The sequence below is a fragment of the Neobacillus sp. Fa239 genome (assembly GCF_055395235.1).
The window spans coordinates 1,156,171-1,175,160 of the sequence record NZ_AP041611.1; the positions used below are offsets into that span (position 1 = coordinate 1,156,171).

19 protein-coding genes and 1 tRNA gene are annotated in these 18,990 nt (G+C 39.1%); 10 read left to right on the top strand and 10 right to left on the bottom strand.

Going from position 1 to position 18,990, the window contains the following annotated elements; genetic code table 11:
* Positions 1–38: 38 nt before the first annotated feature.
* From ACZ5XR_RS05480 to ACZ5XR_RS05500, 5 genes are all read right to left on the bottom strand, one after another.
* A complete protein-coding gene (locus ACZ5XR_RS05480; protein ID WP_464500666.1) occupies positions 39–2,366 on the bottom strand; it encodes an ATP-dependent helicase in 2,328 nt (775 codons plus the stop codon).
* A 324-nt stretch (positions 2,367–2,690) separates the two neighbouring features.
* Positions 2,691–3,113, bottom strand: a complete 423-nt coding sequence (locus tag ACZ5XR_RS05485) for a GNAT family N-acetyltransferase (protein ID WP_464500667.1) — start codon at positions 3,111–3,113, stop codon at positions 2,691–2,693.
* Between the two features lie 3 nt (positions 3,114–3,116).
* Positions 3,117–3,632, bottom strand: coding sequence for a YjcG family protein (locus ACZ5XR_RS05490; protein WP_464500668.1), 516 nt, complete (start codon positions 3,630–3,632; stop codon positions 3,117–3,119).
* A gap of 153 nt (positions 3,633–3,785) precedes the next feature.
* Positions 3,786–4,508, bottom strand: a complete 723-nt coding sequence (locus tag ACZ5XR_RS05495; protein ID WP_464500669.1) for an alpha/beta hydrolase — start codon at positions 4,506–4,508, stop codon at positions 3,786–3,788.
* A gap of 158 nt (positions 4,509–4,666) precedes the next feature.
* Positions 4,667–4,891 carry a hypothetical protein gene (locus ACZ5XR_RS05500; RefSeq protein ID WP_464500670.1) on the bottom strand — a complete coding sequence of 75 codons (225 nt, stop codon included), beginning with the start codon at positions 4,889–4,891 and terminating at the stop codon, positions 4,667–4,669.
* Positions 4,892–5,062: 171 nt separating this feature from the next.
* Between ACZ5XR_RS05500 and ACZ5XR_RS05505 the strand changes: the two genes are divergently transcribed.
* Both ACZ5XR_RS05505 and ACZ5XR_RS05510 read left to right on the top strand, forming a co-directional pair.
* Positions 5,063–5,135: transfer RNA gene (locus tag ACZ5XR_RS05505), tRNA-Val, on the top strand.
* A gap of 166 nt (positions 5,136–5,301) precedes the next feature.
* Complete coding sequence (locus ACZ5XR_RS05510; RefSeq protein ID WP_464500671.1) at positions 5,302–5,451, top strand: hypothetical protein; 150 nt, start codon at positions 5,302–5,304, stop codon at positions 5,449–5,451.
* Here ACZ5XR_RS05510 and ACZ5XR_RS05515 read toward each other — a convergent pair.
* Positions 5,448–5,993, bottom strand: coding sequence for a hypothetical protein (locus ACZ5XR_RS05515; protein ID WP_464500672.1), 546 nt, complete (start codon positions 5,991–5,993; stop codon positions 5,448–5,450). The genes ACZ5XR_RS05510 and ACZ5XR_RS05515 overlap by 4 nt on opposite strands.
* A gap of 196 nt (positions 5,994–6,189) precedes the next feature.
* Positions 6,190–7,260 carry a sugar phosphate nucleotidyltransferase gene (locus tag ACZ5XR_RS05520; protein WP_464500673.1) on the bottom strand — a complete coding sequence of 357 codons (1,071 nt, stop codon included), beginning with the start codon at positions 7,258–7,260 and terminating at the stop codon, positions 6,190–6,192.
* 303 nt (positions 7,261–7,563) lie between these two features.
* On the opposite strand from ACZ5XR_RS05520, the gene ACZ5XR_RS05525 reads away from it, so the two are divergent.
* Positions 7,564–9,513, top strand: coding sequence for a glycosyltransferase family A protein (locus ACZ5XR_RS05525; protein ID WP_464500674.1), 1,950 nt, complete (start codon positions 7,564–7,566; stop codon positions 9,511–9,513).
* Positions 9,514–9,635: 122 nt separating this feature from the next.
* On the opposite strand, the gene ACZ5XR_RS05530 is transcribed toward ACZ5XR_RS05525, so the two are convergent.
* The 3 genes from ACZ5XR_RS05530 to ACZ5XR_RS05540 form a co-directional block, all read right to left on the bottom strand.
* Entirely contained in the window at positions 9,636–10,535 is a 900-nt protein-coding gene (locus tag ACZ5XR_RS05530) for an ROK family protein (RefSeq protein WP_464500675.1), read from the bottom strand.
* A 37-nt stretch (positions 10,536–10,572) separates the two neighbouring features.
* The gene (locus ACZ5XR_RS05535) at positions 10,573–11,004 is read right to left on the bottom strand and encodes an AAA family ATPase (protein ID WP_464500676.1); all 432 of its coding nucleotides are present in this window, start codon (positions 11,002–11,004) and stop codon (positions 10,573–10,575) included.
* A gap of 92 nt (positions 11,005–11,096) precedes the next feature.
* On the bottom strand, positions 11,097–12,470 hold the full coding sequence (locus tag ACZ5XR_RS05540; protein ID WP_464500677.1) for a sugar phosphate nucleotidyltransferase: 1,374 nt from the start codon (positions 12,468–12,470) through the stop codon (positions 11,097–11,099).
* Between the two features lie 322 nt (positions 12,471–12,792).
* On the opposite strand from ACZ5XR_RS05540, the gene ACZ5XR_RS05545 reads away from it, so the two are divergent.
* The 7 genes from ACZ5XR_RS05545 to ACZ5XR_RS05575 are packed head-to-tail and all read left to right on the top strand — an operon-like array spanning position 12,793 to position 18,940.
* Positions 12,793–13,920: a glycosyltransferase gene (locus ACZ5XR_RS05545; RefSeq protein ID WP_464500678.1), complete on the top strand. Its 1,128-nt coding sequence runs from the start codon at positions 12,793–12,795 to the stop codon at positions 13,918–13,920.
* Between the two features lie 34 nt (positions 13,921–13,954).
* A complete protein-coding gene (gene rfbF, locus ACZ5XR_RS05550) occupies positions 13,955–14,740 on the top strand; it encodes a glucose-1-phosphate cytidylyltransferase (RefSeq protein WP_464500679.1) in 786 nt (261 codons plus the stop codon).
* A complete protein-coding gene (gene rfbG / locus ACZ5XR_RS05555) occupies positions 14,724–15,815 on the top strand; it encodes a CDP-glucose 4,6-dehydratase (protein ID WP_464500680.1) in 1,092 nt (363 codons plus the stop codon). The genes rfbF and rfbG overlap by 17 nt, the downstream gene beginning before the upstream one ends.
* 14 nt (positions 15,816–15,829) lie before the next feature.
* Positions 15,830–16,381 carry a dTDP-4-dehydrorhamnose 3,5-epimerase family protein gene (locus ACZ5XR_RS05560; protein ID WP_464500681.1) on the top strand — a complete coding sequence of 184 codons (552 nt, stop codon included), beginning with the start codon at positions 15,830–15,832 and terminating at the stop codon, positions 16,379–16,381.
* A 31-nt stretch (positions 16,382–16,412) separates the two neighbouring features.
* Positions 16,413–16,976: a dTDP-4-dehydrorhamnose 3,5-epimerase family protein gene (locus ACZ5XR_RS05565; protein ID WP_464500682.1), complete on the top strand. Its 564-nt coding sequence runs from the start codon at positions 16,413–16,415 to the stop codon at positions 16,974–16,976.
* A 12-nt stretch (positions 16,977–16,988) separates the two neighbouring features.
* Entirely contained in the window at positions 16,989–17,894 is a 906-nt protein-coding gene (locus ACZ5XR_RS05570) for an NAD-dependent epimerase/dehydratase family protein (protein WP_464500683.1), read from the top strand.
* A 56-nt stretch (positions 17,895–17,950) separates the two neighbouring features.
* Entirely contained in the window at positions 17,951–18,940 is a 990-nt protein-coding gene (locus ACZ5XR_RS05575; RefSeq protein ID WP_464500684.1) for a glycosyltransferase, read from the top strand.
* Positions 18,941–18,990 lie beyond the last annotated feature (50 nt).

Genomic DNA, 18,990 nt, shown 5'->3' on the forward strand with positions numbered 1-18,990 from the left:
TTATATAAAAACAGTAATTTTTCTAAAACAGCCTGCTTTTATATTCTTACATTCATTTCCATCTGTTTCTTTCTAAGGGGAGCGAGGAAGCGGGAGCGATTTGCTTTTTTTCCTCTGCGATTGCTCGGGATGGAAATAAACAGCTGTTCTTTTGCTCGAGTCATGGCAACATAGAAAAGTCTTCGCTCTTCTTCAAGCGCGGAAAAATCGCCATTTCGGCTGCTATCCAACGCAAAATCATGCGGCAGGCTCCCGTCAACAGCACCGATAATATATACGGTTTGATATTCCAGTCCTTTTGCGCGGTGGATCGTGCTGAGGCTAATCGCGTCTGTAAAGTGCTTACCCAAATTTTTCATTTCCTTGTTCATCGCGGACATATGCTTGGCGTGGTCTAATAATGCTCCAATCGTTTCGAAGCTCTTCGCCGCCACTTTTAGGTCTTTTAAATCGTCTGAGCCTTTTTCAAGCTTATTCGCTTCATTTCCCCTTTTCTTTAGGAAATCTAGAAAGCCTATTTCCTTTTCGATCCTTTCAATTGCGGCGAGCGGAGTCGTATGTTTTAATCCTCGGATGACCGTAACGGCTTTTTTTATTTGTTTTTCCTGAAAGGCGTGTTTTGTTTTTAAGTGGGTAAGGGCTTCAAGGAAACTGCAGTCCTGTAAAATACTAATGGCTTTTATATCTCTCTGAACAGCCTGCTTCAAAAATAACAGCGGTAAAATATCAACCAAAGCCTGGCTGTCATCTTCGTTTAAGCTGATTCTCAGGAAGGCGAGAGCACTTTTCACAATATATCGGTCGTAAAAGGCCTCAGCATCCTGGTCGATTTTAAAGGGGAGATTAGAGCTCGCCAATCGTTCAAACACAGCTCTTGAACCTGCGTTTGTTCGATAAAGAATCGCAAAATCGGAAGGGTTTGCCCCACATGCAATCCGCTCCTGTAAATCAGTGACAATCATCGTCGCTTCTTCCTCTTCATCATACGGATAAAATAAAAGAGGAGGATTCTCTGTCGAAAATTGAGCCTTCATCTTTTTAGCTCTTCTCACCTTATTGGCTGCAATCATTTGGTTGGCCATTGCCACAATCTCATGAGAGGAGCGGTAATTTTGATCCAGCGTAACCAGCCTCGCATAAGGAAAATCCTTCTCAAATTCCAGCAAGTAGCTCGGGTCACTGCCGCGGAAAGAATAAATGGACTGATCATCATCGCCGACAGCACAAACATTTTTATGCTTGCCGGATAAAAGCTTCATTAGCTCATATTGAACTTTATTCACATCCTGGAACTCATCAATTAAAAAATATTGAAATCGATTCTGGTATTGCTCGAGCAGGGATGGGTTAGAGCGGAACAATTGATAACAGCCGATGAGCATATCATCAAAATCAAACAATCCTTCCTGCTTTTTGTATTCCTCATATTTTTGAAAAAGGAACACAACCTTTTCTTCCCACTCGTTTTCGGGCCGCACCTCATTTGGAAATAGAAGGGAGTTTTTCCAGAAGCCAATTTGTTGCAAGGCTAAATCATAAGCAAACTCTTTTTCAGATAAATCCAGCTCTTTACCAGCCACTTTAAGGATCTTGTCCCGCTGCCAATCCTTTTTCAACAGCTTGTCAGATGACCAATTGGCAGCATCATGAAACATGAGGATGCGATAAAAAATGCTGTGGAACGTGCCGCTTACGAGCTGATTGATTTGATCCCTGCGCATTCTTGGATAGGTTAGAAGCCGCTGTTTCATTTCCGATGCCGCCTTTGAAGTAAAGGTGACAAGCATGATGGAGCGCGGGTCAATTTGTTTAACCTCAAGCATGTACGCGGTTCTTGCCGTTAACACCCGCGTTTTTCCGCTCCCGGCACCGGCAAGAACGAGCAAAGCACCTTCAGTTTCCAAAACAGCTGCTGCCTGGGCATCATCAAGGACAACATGATGTTCCGCTAAATCTTGTAAATATGGTTGTTGATTAGGAATAGCAGATAGCACGGATTTTTTAAAAGGAATCTTGCATTCTAGTTTTTTAGCCGTTTTGAAGGGATGAATGGTGTCAGGACTCGTGTTTTCAACAATTGTTCTACCCTGTGGTAGGCGAAATCCATTCACTTCCTGATGAATTTGTTTCGGCTCTTCGGCTGTTGCTTGCAATGGCTTCACTTCAGGTTCTCGGCAATCCTTGAGGGCTGAATTTGTATGGAAAAAGTGGGGAGAGCCCTGAATGCCAAGGAAAAGCCGCACCATCTCCTGGCAACTTGAGCAAGACAGTTCACCATTTTTTCCAGCCAGATATATTTTTTGATATTGGTCTCGGTCCAATTGCTCAAGAACAATTTGTTTATTTTGATAGATTGCTGTTTTCATAGTTTTTTCCTCTATATCGAAAAATAAAGACATGTTTAATCATATCAAATGATGAGATGAACTAAAAGAGTTGACAAAGAAGAGCATTTTCCTTTTTGGACTCGCAAAAAATATCGAATTATAAGGCGGTTTGATTTTATCAACACTTTTCTAGCGGATATCGACACAAAACTTTTAGATATCAACATATTTTTCCAGGATATCAACGCAAATTTTCATTATATCAACACAAAAATATAAAATATCGACAGATTTTTAACGGATATCAACAAATTTAGTTAACATAAAGAAAAGACGTGCAAGTTTACACGTCTTTTCTTTATGTTATATCTCTTTCACCATCGTTTTATGTGGTATGCCGGCATCCAGAAATTCCTCAGAGACGACCTCGTAACCTAGACTGGCGTAAAAAGGAATGGCATGAGTTTGCGCATTCAGCTTTAATTTATGAATATCTTGGTTATGGGCATAGTCTTCAATCCCATTCATAATCGCTTTCCCGGCACCGGTTCCACGCGCTTCCTTTAACACACAAATTCTTTCTACTTTTCCATAACCTTCAACAAAGCGAAAGCGGCCGGCACCAATGGGAATGCCATCTTGATAATACACAAAATGAGTGGCTTCATTTTCATGCTGATCGATTTCTTCTTCTTCAGGGACGCATTGTTCATCGATAAAAACGGTTCTTCTTACCGAATATGCATCTTCTAATTCATGTTGATTTTCCACTATTTTAACGGTCACTGTCTATTGTTCCTTCCCAAGACGAAATGTTTCATATACGGTCCAAGAGCCATTCTCCAGCTGATAGAGGAGATGGATGCGGTCGATCGTTTCTTCATGCTCGAATTTTTTCATTCGCAATGAACCGTAGACATCAGAATGCTCATCGTTTGAAAGATTTTGGCCAAGTGTAATATGCGGAACAAAAGAATACTCTGAGTCTTGCTGATTTAACACATGATTGATTTCGGCATGCAAATGGGAAAGCTCATCCGTTGGTTCTACTTTCAAATAAATAACATTATTCACAGGCTGAAAGGAGCTTACTTTAGAAGTCTTGATAGAAAAAGCATGGTGATTACGGGCGACTCGTTGTAATTTTTCAGCTAATTGAGCTGCTTCTTCATCATTAGCCTCAAATGCATTTTTTAAGGTTAAGTGTGGTGGAATTAAGGCATAATGCGTATCATAACGTTTTCGATAAGAATTCACTAGATCTTGAATTTTTTTCGATGGGAAAATAACAACACCAAATTTCATACGTATACCTCCGTTAATAGAATCATTTTCTATAAATAGTTAGGTGAGTCCGAAATGAAAATTATTACATTAAAAGCTTTCTTCATATTATAGCAAATTTTCAAAAAATATAAAGTAACTTTCCTCATAGGCCCAGTGTTTTAGGAAGCCGCCTTAAAACATCATATTAAGCGCCCGTCGCAAGTCCGGTTGCCAATAGGTCCATGTATGAGTTCCGTTAAACTCCTCAAAAAAGTGAGTAAATTGCTTTTTAGCAATAATTTCTGCCAGCCTTCGGTTTGGTTCAATAAAGTTACTCACGCCGCCATCGGTAGTCGGGACCTTTGTCTCTTCCGTTCCGACCACATGATAGATGTCCAAAAGATGCGGTTCGCTAAACTCTTCCACCTGGTTGATGACCTGGTTGTCCACAAATGGAGATTGGAGGATCACTTTCCCAAATGTATGCGGATACTGTAGGGCTGTCATTAATGATACAGTGGCTCCGAGGGAGTCGCCAATCAATGCCCTTGTCGATCCCATATGGTAGGTTGGAAATTCCTGATCCAAAAATGGGATTAATTCATGAGCAAGAAAGCGTATGTATTGGTCATTCTGTTCCCCGTCAGGATGATATTTTCTTCTGCGGTCCTTTACATCCTTGTAGGGGATCCCAACAAGGATTAGATTTTCAATTTGTTTTTCAAAAAGCATCTCGTCTGCCAATCGGCCGATGCGGCCAAGTTGAAAATAATCTTTCCCATCTTGTGCAATCAATAAGGAATATTTATAGAGCGGTGAAAAATTAGCAGGAAGATAGATGAGCAGCTGCATCTCTTCTCTAAGCTCTGTACTTTGGAAGGTATGCTCCTTGATTGTTCCTTTTGGGTATGTCATAGACAATTTCCTCCGTAATTTCGAATCTTTCACATGCATTTTATCATAATTGAAATGGAAATGCCTTTTTACAAACAGAGGGGGGAGAAATTTTTTAGTGAGGTGATAGTAGTGGAGTTTAATAGCAGGGAAATCCCCCTTAGCAGGTTAAAAACAGCTCAATGAAGCCATCGGCCTTTCATGCGCGATTCCGGCATAACGGATAGAATGTTTTCGCGGCGGAATGTACGCATTTGGTTGCGCAGCAGACAATAAGCTCGAATATACTCATCGTTCACTTCCTTCACAATCAATTTTCGCTGGGAAAGCTCCTGATTTTCTGATAGATAAATCATCTCTAACGGGATATTTTCTTCAATCGATCGTAAAAAAAGCCCATCCATCAAACTCGCCGCCTTTCTTATTTATACTATTATTATATCCGAACATTCGTTCTTTATTCAATAAAAATAAGAACAAATGTTCCAAAAAGTATTAGCGGTGATTTTCGATTTCAAAAAGCTATTGACTTTTTAGGTTTTCTAATTATAATTAGATATATACCATTTATATTTGATCTGTTAGCTCAGCTGGGAGAGCGCAACCTTGACAGGGTTGAGGTCACAGGTTCGATCCCTGTACAGGTCATCCGGACGGTGAAATTCGTTGTTGCCACGAGGTTTCACCGTTTTTTATTTTCGTTGACTTATGCGTTGACTTATCATCAGTGTTGCGCCCCTATTTTCGGCAGGGTAGCGCTGGGTTTATGCGTCTTATGTTCCGTTTATTTAACTGAACAGGAGGCGTTTTTATTTTGGCTGAAAAACTAGCAGGAAATCATATGAAAAAGGAAAGGACAGTTCGAAAATCTGCGGACAATCTAGATTCATTATTCGAGACGTTTAAGGGGATTAAACATGCGGAAGCTAAAGCGGAAGGAACCCTAGTATTTTATCTTTCTTAGTTCCATTCTCCCTTATTGTGAAGTATTATAAAATGGCCGTAATCAACCACTTTGATTTTACCTTCTTCGTTTATACCGATATTTTTCCATTTCGGCTTATTCTCTGCGTCCACTATATCACCGGCATGTATTCCGTATTTTATGAACTTTTCTTTCATGCGGAGTACCTTCTCCCTATTTTCCTCGGTATCAGGAACTTTATTCATCTTCTCCATGATAATCCACCCATGTCCATACTCTTTGACTTCAGCAAGGTACTTTTTCACGGAAGAGGGCGCAAAATTGTATATTATGTTCTCTACTTTACAGCAATTAATTCCTTCAGCATTAGTGGCAACCTTTAAAGCAAAACCATTGTTTAAATCAAATACGACTCGGGACATTCCATAGCCTATTATATTGTAAGAAAGTCCTATAAAATGGTTGTAATTCCTCCTTGCCATTCTTTCCCTTCTTTTAAATGTTTGACTTCCAATTCCTTCTATCCACAATTGAATTAACTTTACATCACTACTAGTCAAAAACATCGCTTTTTCTTCCAAATTCATTCCACCTCACTTTTGAATTAACTTTAAAGAATAGCCTAATTCCTTGTAGCACAAGGGGCATTGGTTTTTTAAAAAGAATTGGTTCAAAAAAATTAACTCTAAGCTAGTTGGACTAATTGAAGTAATCATGGCCCAGCCCATTAAACCGTTATCAGCGCACTGCACTCCGATTTATCAACGTCTGACACAGTTAATTAAGCTTGTACATGGAATAATCCTCAAGGATACACCGAACTATTTTTTGTGCAATGTTTCCACCCTGTAAGATGGATTCTCTCCCAAGAATGCTATTTATTATTAAACATGGGGTATCTACTAACGTATTTTTTAATAGAATGCTATTTTCAATACTACAATGACGGACAATACATCCATCCTCGATTGCTACATTCGGACCAATAACAGCATCCGTAAGATCACATCCATCTCCGATTATCACATTCCCTATTATTTTACAACCTTCTATACGAGTGTTAGTGCCTACTTTCAACATATTGGAATCCGTTTCTGCCAAGAGAAATGAGTTTGCTTCCAGCCATCGATCAAGAGTACCAACATCAAAAATAGGTAGTTCTGAATTTACATAACATATCGTCTGTTTTTGATCAATCAGCCATTGAATTGCGTCTGTAATTTCGTATTCACCACGTGTTGAAGGGGGAATTTTATAAATAGCTTCAAAAATGCTCGGTTGGAAGACATAAGCCCCCATAATAGCCAAATTACTTTTGGGGTTTGCTGGTTTTTCCTCCAGTTTGACTATTTTACCTTTTTCAATTAATGCAATTCCAAACTCTTGAGGATTAGAAACTTCCCCTAAAAGAACAGTAGTTTTTCCTCCTTCGGAAAGCTTTATTAGTTTATCTAGCGGTTCAACAAATAAGTTGTCACCAAGTAACAGGACAAATGGGTCCTCTTCGACAAACTTTTGAATAGAACGAATTGCATGTGCGACGCCAAGAGGCTCTGTTTGTTCAAAAACCTTAATATTTTGACAGGGATACATGGTGTTTAAGTGTTCAATAATTTGAGTTTGTGATGGATTGATTACCACCCCAATCTCGTTAACACCTGCATCCCTCAATTTTTCAATACTATGGTCCAGCATGGGGCGGTTCACTACTGGTAAAAGTGTCTTTGGCGTTGTTAACGTAAATGGAAGCATTCTACTTCCTTGTCCTGCACATAGGAGTATTCCTTTCAAATAAATCACCTCAATTAATAAACCATTCTTTGTATAATATGAAAACTTGTACAACATATATAGACATCTTCAACGGTCGAACAAAATTTTTTCCATTAATACATATAAATCCTTTCTGTTCTTTATTTAAAGCGGCAATCTGTCCACTTTCACATACTGCTCGTAGGTCGGTGTCAGTTACTTATAATGAAATTCTGCATATATAGTACAAGAAGGACCAGTAATTCAAAGGATTGGGAATGCTTTTAACCAATGATGTTGTAGCAGTGATGTATAAAAATAAACGGCTAGAAGAACTTCCTATTTAAAAGTCCTGAATTGCTGATTTGCAATGGAAAAAATAAGAAAGGATAATGCTGAATGTTTGAAAACGTTTCTATTATTATTCCATTCCAAACAGACAATGGACCAAGAGAGGCCGCTTTTAAATGGCTTGTAAAGTATTATTCGATTGTTATGCCTGAAGCGGAAATAGTTATAGGAACAATTAATGAAAATGATGTAAATAAAGCAAAAGCTGTAAACTTAGCGGCAAAAAAAGCAACCCGAGATATATTTGTCATATTGGATGCTGATATTGTTGTTTCCCGTGAAATTATAGAGGAATCAATTAAATTACTTGATAAAGCAGCATGGGTTGTTCCATTTACCAAGATCTATGATGTTCCTTATGAATTGACTAGAAACCTGTTGAAAACAGAACCAACAGGACCTATCGATATTAACAAGGAAAAATGCAATAAAGTAAATTGGCTATATAATGGGTTTGCTGGAAAGATTAACATCATTCCTAGAAAGAATTTTGAAGCAGTAGGAGGGTTTGATGAGCGATTTATTGGTTGGGGAGGGGAAGATGATGCCTTTTCTCATGCAGTTAATACCATTTGTGGTTATTTCGTTAATTATAAGGGCTCAATATTTCACTTGTGGCATCCTTCATCCAGCTACCATTCGAATCCGAACAGAAAAACTAACATTGCTTTGCTGAACCGTTATATTGAAGCTAGTGGAAATAAGGAAGAAACGATGAGAATTATTAGTGAACGATATCAGCAACAAAGCAATCAACAAAGCCTTATCAAACAAACCGAAATAACAAGAAACCCAAAAAGTAAAATTTGTTTCTCTATTTTAGTTCATAAAAACCGTGACCTGGTGAAGCAATTGATTGACAATGTAAAGTACTACTGTCCGAATAGTTCAATTGTTTTATTCAACGGCGGAAAAGACCCCCATTTGTGTGACGGTCTAGATGTACCGGTTTGCCCAACAAGCAGAAAACTTGAGCGGGGATATACCACCATATATTTTCTTGAAACTATGGAATGGATGGAAGAGCTGGGAATCGAATATGAATATTTTATTAATCTTGACTCGGATTCTCTTTTTTTCAGACATGGGTATGAAGAATTCGTCCAAACACATATGCAGGGCATAGATTATATGGCCGTGAAGTTAAGGGTACCTGAGAGTGATTGGTACATTGGAAAAGAACTAAAAAAGGACCTGTCAAGATGGAACGAATTATTTGATGTTAATCCCTTTTTAGGTATTTTTAATGTAGGCCAAATCATGAGAAGATCATGTGTAAGAGCATTGCTTCAATCCGATACAAAAGAAAAACTTAAGAAGGCGCTTCAAGAAACAATCTCTTTTGGTACAGATGAATTCCTCTTTGTAAACATGGCTGTTAAACTAGGATTAAGAGTAAAAAGATACCCCAATCAGACAGATTCAAAATTAATTCGTTATCGACCTTATTTTACTCTGGATGAAATAATATACTATATAAATAATATCAAAGAAAGCTGGCTTTGCCACCCGATCACCTTGGATAAGGAAGACCCCGTAAGAAAGTTAATTCAGCATTTAACTATTAAATATACAACGCAATATAGAACAGAAGATTATCCTTGGTTTGGAGTTGACGTATCACCATCCCTGTTACTTGAAAGCAGTTTTGGCTATAAAGAAATCGTCGTACGAATAGGGGGGGCTTTAGTGCATTACTGGAAGGACCCTGATCGAGATGTCTGGACCAAAACTGAAAAATTTGCGAAAGGAATTACAGGAACACCCCTTTTCATAGAGAATAAGGATAAGAATTTTATGGCTGTTTGCAGTTTAGAGACTGGTGGCATCGCCTATTGGATTCGGAAAAACACAGCTAAAGATTACCAGTGGAAAGGACCCTATCTTATTACTGATGAGGATGCAGTACCGATTATGCTGCATCAAAAAGAGAATGAAAGATACCAGCTTGTTTGTAGAACAAGCGAAGGGCTAGTTTGTTGGAAAAGTGTAAAATAAGGTTTGGCCGTAAAGTGAAAATAGTCAAATATAAAGAGCCTTTCATCTCGATTGTGTGAAAGGCTCTCTTTTTTAAACACTAAGTCATTATTTAGCTCCGCAAAGACAGGGGAGTCATTCATTTAGTAACGTAACCGACCTTGTTTTTGTAATAAATGGTACATGGCACCAATCATCCCTGCGTCATTTTGATATTTACAACTCTCAACCGGAACTTTAATGTCTCTCCAAGGATAAATCTTGTCAAGTCCATCGTTAATAGAATCGATCAGGCCTGGTTGGGCGCTTACTCCACCACCGATTAAAATTTTTTGTGGGTTTAAAGTTGCAACTAAGTTAAAAATTCCATAACTATTGATTTTAATCCAGTCATCAAGTAGTTTTCGTACTGAATTGCTTTTAGCTGCTTCTAAAAAAACTGTCTCTCCCTTTATGTTTTCGTATTCATCAATACCCTTTAGTTTTTTATAAGAATGAATTAAAGCAGAAGTAGAACCTGTGTGATTCCATAAATCATAATATTCCTTTCCAGTTTGGGTAATGATAAAACCAATTTCCCCGCCTCTAAAACTGTGACCATTCAAAATTTTCCCGTTGACAAAGATTCCCCCTGCGATTCCAGTACCAATTACTACACAAATAAAATCGGTACAATTTTTTGCGTTACCACTTATTTTTTCTGCTAATGCAGCGCAGTTCCCATCATTTTCAATTTCAACTTGCAGGGAAAACCTTTTTTCCAATAATTTTTTAAGATTCTGGTTATCTAATGCTGTAATAGCACCCCCTCGTTCGGAATAACCTGTTTTGGGATTAATAAATCCTGGTAAACTAATAGCAACACCACTTAAATCGTTATTTTTTTTGTACAGTTTAATGGTCTCTACCATATCTTTTAAAAATATATCTAGATCATTGTTCATGGTTTTGTAGCTATCTTTTGAAAGGATAGTTCCATTCTCTAATAAGAGTCCATGTTTTATTTTTGACCCACCTATATCAAAAGAAAGATACTTTTTCATTTAACTCCCCCATGTCCCATATTGGATAGTTTTATGGCTAAAGTACCATAATAATGGTTCCTTCATCAGAAGTCGGTTTCTCGAATTCTTTGTATATTTGCTTTAGATAATTTTTAGATAGCCGATTTAGCGCTTTGTTACGTTCTTTACAAGTTTCATAGTCAGTATCAAGGTAGTAAATTTCCAAAATAAGCCCGAATTCTTTAGCGACCTGTATCCATCTTTTACGACGTTCTTTGGTTCTGTTTGTCGTATCAACAATCACTTTATGTCCACTTTTAAGTAATGACCTGACCATGAGTTCAGCGGTTCCCCATACGACTGGTTCAGCCTCTGCATTATAAATCTGCCCATGTAACGCTAGCCTGATATCATCAAGAGATACACGTACCCATCCTTGCTCCTGAAACATTTTAGCGTATGTTGATTTTCCGCTAAGTGGCATCCCGCACATAATCCCCAGTTTCACTTACATCTCTCCCAATAAAATTTGCACCTGCAAAGACATGTTCTAGCCAATCATCCTATTCAAGCTTACCCTCTTTCGTAAAAAGAGAGCAACTATACTCTCCGACAATGTTTCTCGATCTCCTCCCAACTTAACAGAAGTCGATCAATGTCTTCCTCGATGAGCTCGCTTCCTCGTTGAACCTCAATTAATTCAACATCAGTAATGGCCTTAATGGCATGCTTCGCGCCCACCGGTATCATTAAAATATCACCGGCTTTTATTTGGATAATATCTCCATTCAAGGCGAATTCCCCTACTCCGGAAATAATCGTCCATACTTCACTTCTCTTTTTGTGGGTTTGATAACTTAAATTCTTACCTGAATGGATCCCAATTTTTTTGGTAAGCACACTATCTCCCTTTTCATAAGAAGTGTAATCCAAAACCTTGTACCAGCCCCAACGCCTTTCTTCATACATGGGTCTTTCATTGTGGTTTTCTGTTAATTGTTTGATTCTTGGACTTGCTTGTTTCTCGGACACAAGGATACCATCAGGACTTGCGGCCACCACTGTATTTGATAAACCTAAAATCGTTATTGGAAGATTCAATTCATTTATTAAATGAGTGTTTTTTGAGTCTGGGCTAATGAATCCCTTTCCTAAAACGTTTGTATCGAGCTGTTCCGTTAATGAGTTCCAAGTGCCTAGATCCTGCCATTTACCCGCATAAGGAACAACAATCATTCTCTCTGTCTTTTCAACTACTTTATAATCAAAACTTGTTTTAGGCAATTTCTCAAATATGTCTATCATTTTCTCATACGCTAACGGCCATTTTTCATTTGAGATGACAGAAATCATATGCTTTAGCTTAAAAGCAAACACTCCACAGTTCCACAAGGCACTTTTTTCGATCAATTCCTCCGCCAGTTTCAGATTGGGCTTTTCTATAAAAGAATCTACCTGTAGATAGTTTCCTTCAGCCCCCCCTGGATTTTTCGGTATGATATATCCGAATCTTTCATCCGGTTGTGTCGGGCGTACACCCAGTAAGGCTAAGTCCGTATCGGTTTCATTGATTATTTGCTCAAGTTCTTTAATCCGCTGGAAGAACTCCTCTTCCACGAAATGGTCCACAGGTATCACGCAGATTACTTCTTCTAAATCAACCTTTACTTTGGAATACAAATAACTGCAGGCTAAAGCAATGGCAGGGAATGTATCGCGGCGGCTTGGTTCGATAATTAGAGGAATATTGGGACCTAATTGATTTTGAATAATATCCACTTGTGTTCTACTGGATGCAATAAAACACGAATCTTCTAATTTAACAGACTTTAATTGTGTCCACATCCTTTGAGCCATTGATTGCAGCTCATGTTTAGGGTTGAGTAGTATCTTCAGGAACTGTTTGGATCTTGATTCATTTGATAACGGCCATAATCTTTTTCCCGATCCTCCTGATAATACAATAATCTTCATCTATTAAGAATCATCCTTTACATTAATAGTTTTACAGGGTGTTCAAGATATTCACTCGATTTGCATGTCCATCTCCTAAATATTCATATGCAGATAATGAAGTTAACGCATGGATGGGTATCTATTTCTATAAAAAAGCTTTTGGTTTAGCCAAAGCACAATTTTATTTTATAGGTTTTTAGATTATATCCTCTCTAAAGGCTTCATCATACTATATACAAGCATGAACCTAACACTAAAGGGCACTTCCATGAGAAAACAAACATTGTCCTCTTCCAGTAAAGGTTCGTCAATCAATTAATTGTTAGGAGGAATTCTTTACATGGGATTTAATTCATTTGAAAATATAAGGGTGTTGGTCATAGATGATTGTATTCCGGCACCGGAATTAGGATGGGGTTATCCTAGAAGCAATCTTGTCTTGGATTGCCTTGTCGACATGGGGTGTGAGGTATCTCTATTACCCTTGCAAAATCCCAAGAAAATACAACCACATACTGATCTTTTACAACAGAAGGGAATAAAAATTAAAACTCCTGACAGGAACAACTTAAAGCAATTTTTTCTCAAAAAAAAGGATCGATATGACGTGATTTGGATCAGCCGGCCCCTCAATATGAGTCAAACCATTGATATGATCAGGAAAGTCAATCCTTCACAAAAAGTGATCTATGATTCAGAAACCTTCTCACCAGCCCGTGAAATTCTTAAAAGGAAATTGTATGGAAAAAACCTTAGCGAGGATAAGATTAAGTCCATCATTCAAGGGGAACTGGATTTAATGAGGAAAGCCGATATGGTTGTAGCTGTATCCGAGCGGGAAAGAAAAACAATAGAAAACTTTGGGATAAAGCCGGTTGAAATGCTCAGTTTTTCGATGGATGCCAACCCGACCTCAAGGCCCTTTAAAGACCGGATGGATATCCTTTTTGTTGGAGCGTTTCTTGATTCACCTTCACCTAACGAAGATTCCATCCTCTATTTTGTAAACGAGATTTTTCCTAAAGTTTATGAAGCTCTTGGCGCGAAGTTATGGATTGTGGGTACTGGTTCAGATAATATTCGTTCGATCAAGAATTTGGGTTCCGACAATATCGTGGTTGCCGGGAAAATGGACGACCTGTGGGATGTATACGAACGATCTAAAGTATTTGTTGTTCCAACAAGATATGCGTCGGGAATCCCCCTGAAATTGATCGGAAGCCTCGCCCATGGCCTGCCTTGCGTGGTGACTCCTTTAATAGCAGATCAGCTTGAACTAAGTGAAAATACTGTGTTGATTGGTGCTGATCCGGACGATTTCGCCCAAAAAGTTATTCAATGTTATACCGATGAGAAAACGTGGATGGGACTCAGAGAAAATGGATTGCAATTTATCAAAAATGAGTTTCAACTGCAAAAGTTTAAACAAGATTTATTCAAAATCATGCAAGGGATTAGAGGAACTTAAAATAGCGTCTCTTATGCCCAGGTGGGAGGTAATTATGAAAGTTGTCATATTGGCGGGGGGATTCGGCACAAGGATAAGCGAAGAAACCAGACTAAAACCAAAGCCAATGATTGAAATTGGTGATAAACCTATATTATGGCATATCATGAACCTATATTCATCCTATGGTTTTCATGATTTTATCATCTGTTTGGGATATAAAGGGGATCAAATCAAGAAATACTTCTCCGATTATTTTTTGTCCCATGCGGATGTTACGTTTCATCTTCAAGAACAAAAAATATCGATTCATCAGCATAACGTAGAGCCTTGGAATGTCACGCTTGTAGATACCGGCCTTCATACGATGACGGCTGGTAGGATCAAGAGGGTACAGAAGTATATCGGGAATAGTCCTTTTATGCTGACTTACGGGGACGGTCTTGCTGATGTTAATATTAAGCAATTATTGGACACTCATCGTGCTCATGGAAAAATAGCGACAGTAACCGCCGTACAACCAACAGGGCGATTTGGCAGTTTAAATATCATAGAAAACGGTATGGTTTCGGAATTTATAGAAAAACCAAAAGGGGATGGTCAATGGGTAAATGGAGGTTTTTTCGTAATGCAACCTGATTTTTTTGATTATATAACCGGTGACGACGTGGTATTGGAGAAAGAACCGCTTGAAACCCTGGCCAAGAATGAGCAGCTTGTGGCGTACAAGCATCCAGGCTTTTGGCACCCCATGGATACTCTTCGGGATAAGAATTATTTATCTGAATTATGGAATTCCAATCAAGCACCTTGGAAAAAGGTGAATGATCAAAGTGAATAAAAGTTTCTGGTGCAATAAAAAAGTTCTTATCACAGGACATACGGGCTTTAAAGGCTCTTGGTTATGCTTATGGTTGCATCAGCTGGGTGCAAAAGTTACCGGTTTCGCTTTAAATCCGCCAACGGAACCTAATTTGTATCATTTATGCTCGATTGAAAACTTAGTTCATTCCGTGTATGGCGATATTCGCAATTTTGATCAATTGTATGAAACGATTTTACAAACTGAACCTGATATTATCTTTCATATGGCTGCTCAGCCGCTTGTGGGGCATTCTTATGAAAATCCGACGGAAACGTATGAAATCAACGTGATGGGAACGATCTATCTTTTGGAGGCAGTCCGAAAGGCTGTCAACAACGGAAAAAGGATCAAAGCACTGGTAAACGTAACGACGGATAAATGTTACGAGAATAAGGAATGGCATTGGGGCTACAGGGAAAATGATCGGCTCGGCGGTTACGATCCCTATTCCAATAGCAAGGCGTGCAGCGAGCTGATTACAGATTCCTACCGAAAAGCTTTTTTCAACCCGAACACTTATCACCAACACGGAGTATGTATAGCTACCGCTAGAGCTGGCAATGTAATAGGCGGTGGTGACTGGGCGGCGGGGCGATTGATCCCTGATTGTATACAGGCGCTTTTAAATGGAAAAAAGATCGTGATTCGCAATCCAAAGTCTATCCGTCCTTGGCAGCACGTCTTGGAACCGCTCCATGGTTACCTGCTATTGGCTGAACAGCTATACCTAAAGGGAGCTGCTTATGCTGAAGCTTGGAATTTTGGTCCGAGAGAGGATGATGTGAAGCCTGTTGAATGGATCGTTAAACGAATTTGCGAAAAATGGGGAGAACAAGCTTTTTACGAGGTGGACAGCAGGAATCATCCCCACGAAGCTCGTTATTTAAAACTGGATTATTCGAAAGCAAAGGAAAAATTAGGATGGTACCCGAAATGGACCATTGATCAAGCGATTGAAAAAGTAATTGATTGGGTTCGAGCGTACCATGAAAAAAGCGACATCAGAGAAGTTTGTTTTAAGCAAATAGAAGAATTCTCTGAGTTAATATAAAGGGGGGAGACTCCATGCGTATTAATAAAACATGCATCGAGGATTGTTATGAAATCATTCCGGCATACGATAAGGATGAGCGAGGCAGTTTCATCAAAACGGTGATTCCCTCTTTTTTTAAAGCACATCAACTTGAATATAACTTTACTGAACAATACTACTCGATTTCGACTAAAAGAGTATTGAGAGGATTGCATTTTCAGCTGCCGCCAAAAGAACATACAAAATTGGTTTGCTGTGTTTCGGGGACGATTATGGACGTCGTAGTGGATGTGAGGAAAGGTTCCCCTACTTACGGCCAATATTGTACCTTCATACTGGAATCAGATAAAGCCAATATGGTCTACATTCCACACGGTTTAGCCCATGGTTTTTATGTATTGAGTGAACAAGCCATCGTTCTTTGCCATATGACCACCGTTTTCTCCCCTGCTCACGACAGCGGGATTCACTGGAGTTCTCTTTCGATCCCGTGGCCGGATGACAATCCCATTCTCTCTAAAAAGGATCATGGTCTGCCAGCACTATCAGATTTCGTAAGCCCTTTTACCTTCCGCCAACCTTAATAAATGTATCTTATGAAGAAGAGGTGTTTTGATGCAGGTACAGAAAACAAGCATTTCTGGCTGTTATCAGTTAATTCCATTGCATTTCACGGACAACCGTGGCAGTTTTATCAAGACTTTCCATCAGCAGGAATTTGCACAAAACGGTTTAGAAACGAACTTCGTTGAAAGTTACTATTCGATATCAAATCAGCGTGTTTTACGGGGCTTGCATTTTCAAGTTCCGCCCTTGGACAATATCAAATTAATTTATTGCCTCCAAGGTAAAGTGATGGATGTGGTGGCGGACCTTAGAATCGGTTCCCCTACCTACGGTAAATATGAAATATTTCAGTTGGACTCTGAAAAACCCAGGATCATATACGTTCCGTCCGGAGTAGCTCATGGGTTTTATGTAGAAACCGGCCCGGCAATAATGGTTTATATGTCAACACGTGTGCACTCTCCTCAACATGATGCCGGAATACACTGGGAATCTCTTACGATTCCATGGCCAGATCCAAACCCTATCGTTTCAAAAAGAGATCAGCAGTTGCCGTTAATTGACCATTTCTCAAGTCCGTTTCGTTATTACGACACAATCGATCATAATTGAGGTGCAACCAGCATGCGAGCAATCATCTCCGGAAGCAATGGTTATTTTGGCAGTATTGCCTGCCGTTATTTTCAATCAATAAACTGGGAGATAGTAACAGCAAGTCGTCAACCGGATGCAAATTTGCACTTAGATCTCGATCGTCCGGGAGATTTTGCAAACCTTTTGATCAACAAACAAGTTGACCTATTTATTCATGCAGCTGCCGCCAATGAGGTAGCTTGTGAATCAAACCCATATCAAAGTATTTTTCAAAACGTGGCTGGAACAAAGGCCGCACTAGACTTCTGCGTGAAAAACGGCATTAAATATTTCGTTTACTTATCCACCTTTCATGTTTTTGGAACACCTGTAGGAACTATCAATGAACAATCGTCCCCCTACCCGATGAACGATTACGGATTAAGCCATTTGCAAGCGGAAGATTATGTTCGGATGTACACCCGTTTAAATAAAATTAATGGCTTAGTCATCCGGCCAAGCAATTTCTTTGGCATACCTGCTGATCTAGCTCAATGCAAGCGCTGGACCTTAGTTCCGCTGTCATTTTGCAAAGAGGCGATCACCACCGGAAAAATCGTTTTACGTACGCCGGGTTACCAAACAAGGAATTTTATATCCGTACAGGATATTTGTAAGGTAATCGAACATAGCTATTCTAAATGCCACGAAGTACCTTTACTCCATATTCCCGGTCCTGATACCATGAGCATTCGCTCTTTTGCAGAACTAATTCAAAGGGCAGCAAAAAAACAGCTAAAAAAATCAGTTGAGCTTGTCATCCCTAATGGCCCATCGCTCCATGATGAATTCACCTATAGCAGCCTCTATCTGAAAGATATCTATCAACCCGGAGACAAGATTGAACCGTTTGTTGTTGAATTTTGCAAGGTACTTACAGCTTCCCTTGAGGAATGATTGGCACGAATGGTATGACTACGAAAGCAACTTTTTACAAACAAGGGAGGGATCACATGATAATATGTAATGTCACAACCACACGGTACTTGCCCGAAGCGATCGTAATGGCCAAATCCGCTAAAGCACACATGCCGAATTCAAAAGTGGTGGTCTGTTTAGTGGAAGAAAACATTCACCCTTTGGCAAGCAGCTGCCCGTATTTCGATCGTGTGATTTTAGCAAAAAATATAGGATTCACACACTTTTATAAACAAATTTTTAAATACAAGGCCCTCGAGGCAGTGACTTCCGTGAAAGCAAAGCTTTTTCTTCATTTATTTGATCAATTTCCGGAAGAGGAAAAATTCATCTTTCTCGATTCAGATATAAAAATCTTTGGACCGTTTGATGAGGCAATGCATGCACTAGACAAATACCCTATTCTCGTAACCCCTCATATTACGGAAGACGACGGCATCATAGACAATGAACTAACCACCCTTATTTATGGTATTTGCAATACCGGCTTTCTTGCGATCAGAAGATCGAACGAAGCAGAGCGCTTTCTTCGCTGGTGGGCGTATCGAATTAAAAAATATTGTTATGAAAAAACTTATGAAGGCATGTTTGTGGATCAAAAATGGGTGGACCTATCACTTTGCCTTTTTGATGTTCACTTGTTTAAACACCCTGGTTATAATGTTGCCTGCTGGAATTTACCACAAAGAAGATTCGCATATGATTCCAATAGAAACTTTACTGTAAACGGACAGCCGTTAAGGTTCTTCCATTTTTCCGGTCTTGACAGTAATCGATTGGACTCTGTCTTAAAATGGTATCTACCAGATCAAACTCACCCTGCTTATCAAATAAAAGATACTTATCTGGAAGAAGTGAAGCAAGCTGGGCGTGATGTAGCATCGAATGAACCATGGAGTTATGACTATTTTGTTAATGGCGAGAAAATAAAAAGCAAGGCACGCAATAAATACGGAAGCAGCACAAAGCTGCAGAACAAGTACATTAATCCCTTCAAACAGTCAAATTCAACATTCCTGGAATAAGCAAATGAGTTTTTTTTACAATTTATCTATCTGAACATATAAATGACCAT

Coding starts and splice junctions, on each gene's coding strand:
- ACZ5XR_RS05480 (WP_464500666.1), bottom strand. CDS start 2,366: ATGAAAACAGCAATCTATCAAAATAAACAAATTGTTCTTGAGCAATTG.
- ACZ5XR_RS05490 (WP_464500668.1), bottom strand. CDS start 3,632: ATGAAATTTGGTGTTGTTATTTTCCCATCGAAAAAAATTCAAGATCTA.
- ACZ5XR_RS05495 (WP_464500669.1), bottom strand. CDS start 4,508: ATGACATACCCAAAAGGAACAATCAAGGAGCATACCTTCCAAAGTACA.
- ACZ5XR_RS05500 (WP_464500670.1), bottom strand. CDS start 4,891: ATGGATGGGCTTTTTTTACGATCGATTGAAGAAAATATCCCGTTAGAG.
- ACZ5XR_RS05520 (WP_464500673.1), bottom strand. CDS start 7,260: ATGTTGTACAAGTTTTCATATTATACAAAGAATGGTTTATTAATTGAG.
- ACZ5XR_RS05525 (WP_464500674.1), top strand. CDS start 7,564: ATGTTTGAAAACGTTTCTATTATTATTCCATTCCAAACAGACAATGGA.
- ACZ5XR_RS05530 (WP_464500675.1), bottom strand. CDS start 10,535: ATGAAAAAGTATCTTTCTTTTGATATAGGTGGGTCAAAAATAAAACAT.
- ACZ5XR_RS05540 (WP_464500677.1), bottom strand. CDS start 12,470: ATGAAGATTATTGTATTATCAGGAGGATCGGGAAAAAGATTATGGCCG.
- ACZ5XR_RS05545 (WP_464500678.1), top strand. CDS start 12,793: ATGGGATTTAATTCATTTGAAAATATAAGGGTGTTGGTCATAGATGAT.
- rfbF (WP_464500679.1), top strand. CDS start 13,955: ATGAAAGTTGTCATATTGGCGGGGGGATTCGGCACAAGGATAAGCGAA.
- rfbG (WP_464500680.1), top strand. CDS start 14,724: ATGATCAAAGTGAATAAAAGTTTCTGGTGCAATAAAAAAGTTCTTATC.
- ACZ5XR_RS05560 (WP_464500681.1), top strand. CDS start 15,830: ATGCGTATTAATAAAACATGCATCGAGGATTGTTATGAAATCATTCCG.
- ACZ5XR_RS05565 (WP_464500682.1), top strand. CDS start 16,413: ATGCAGGTACAGAAAACAAGCATTTCTGGCTGTTATCAGTTAATTCCA.
- ACZ5XR_RS05570 (WP_464500683.1), top strand. CDS start 16,989: ATGCGAGCAATCATCTCCGGAAGCAATGGTTATTTTGGCAGTATTGCC.
- ACZ5XR_RS05575 (WP_464500684.1), top strand. CDS start 17,951: ATGATAATATGTAATGTCACAACCACACGGTACTTGCCCGAAGCGATC.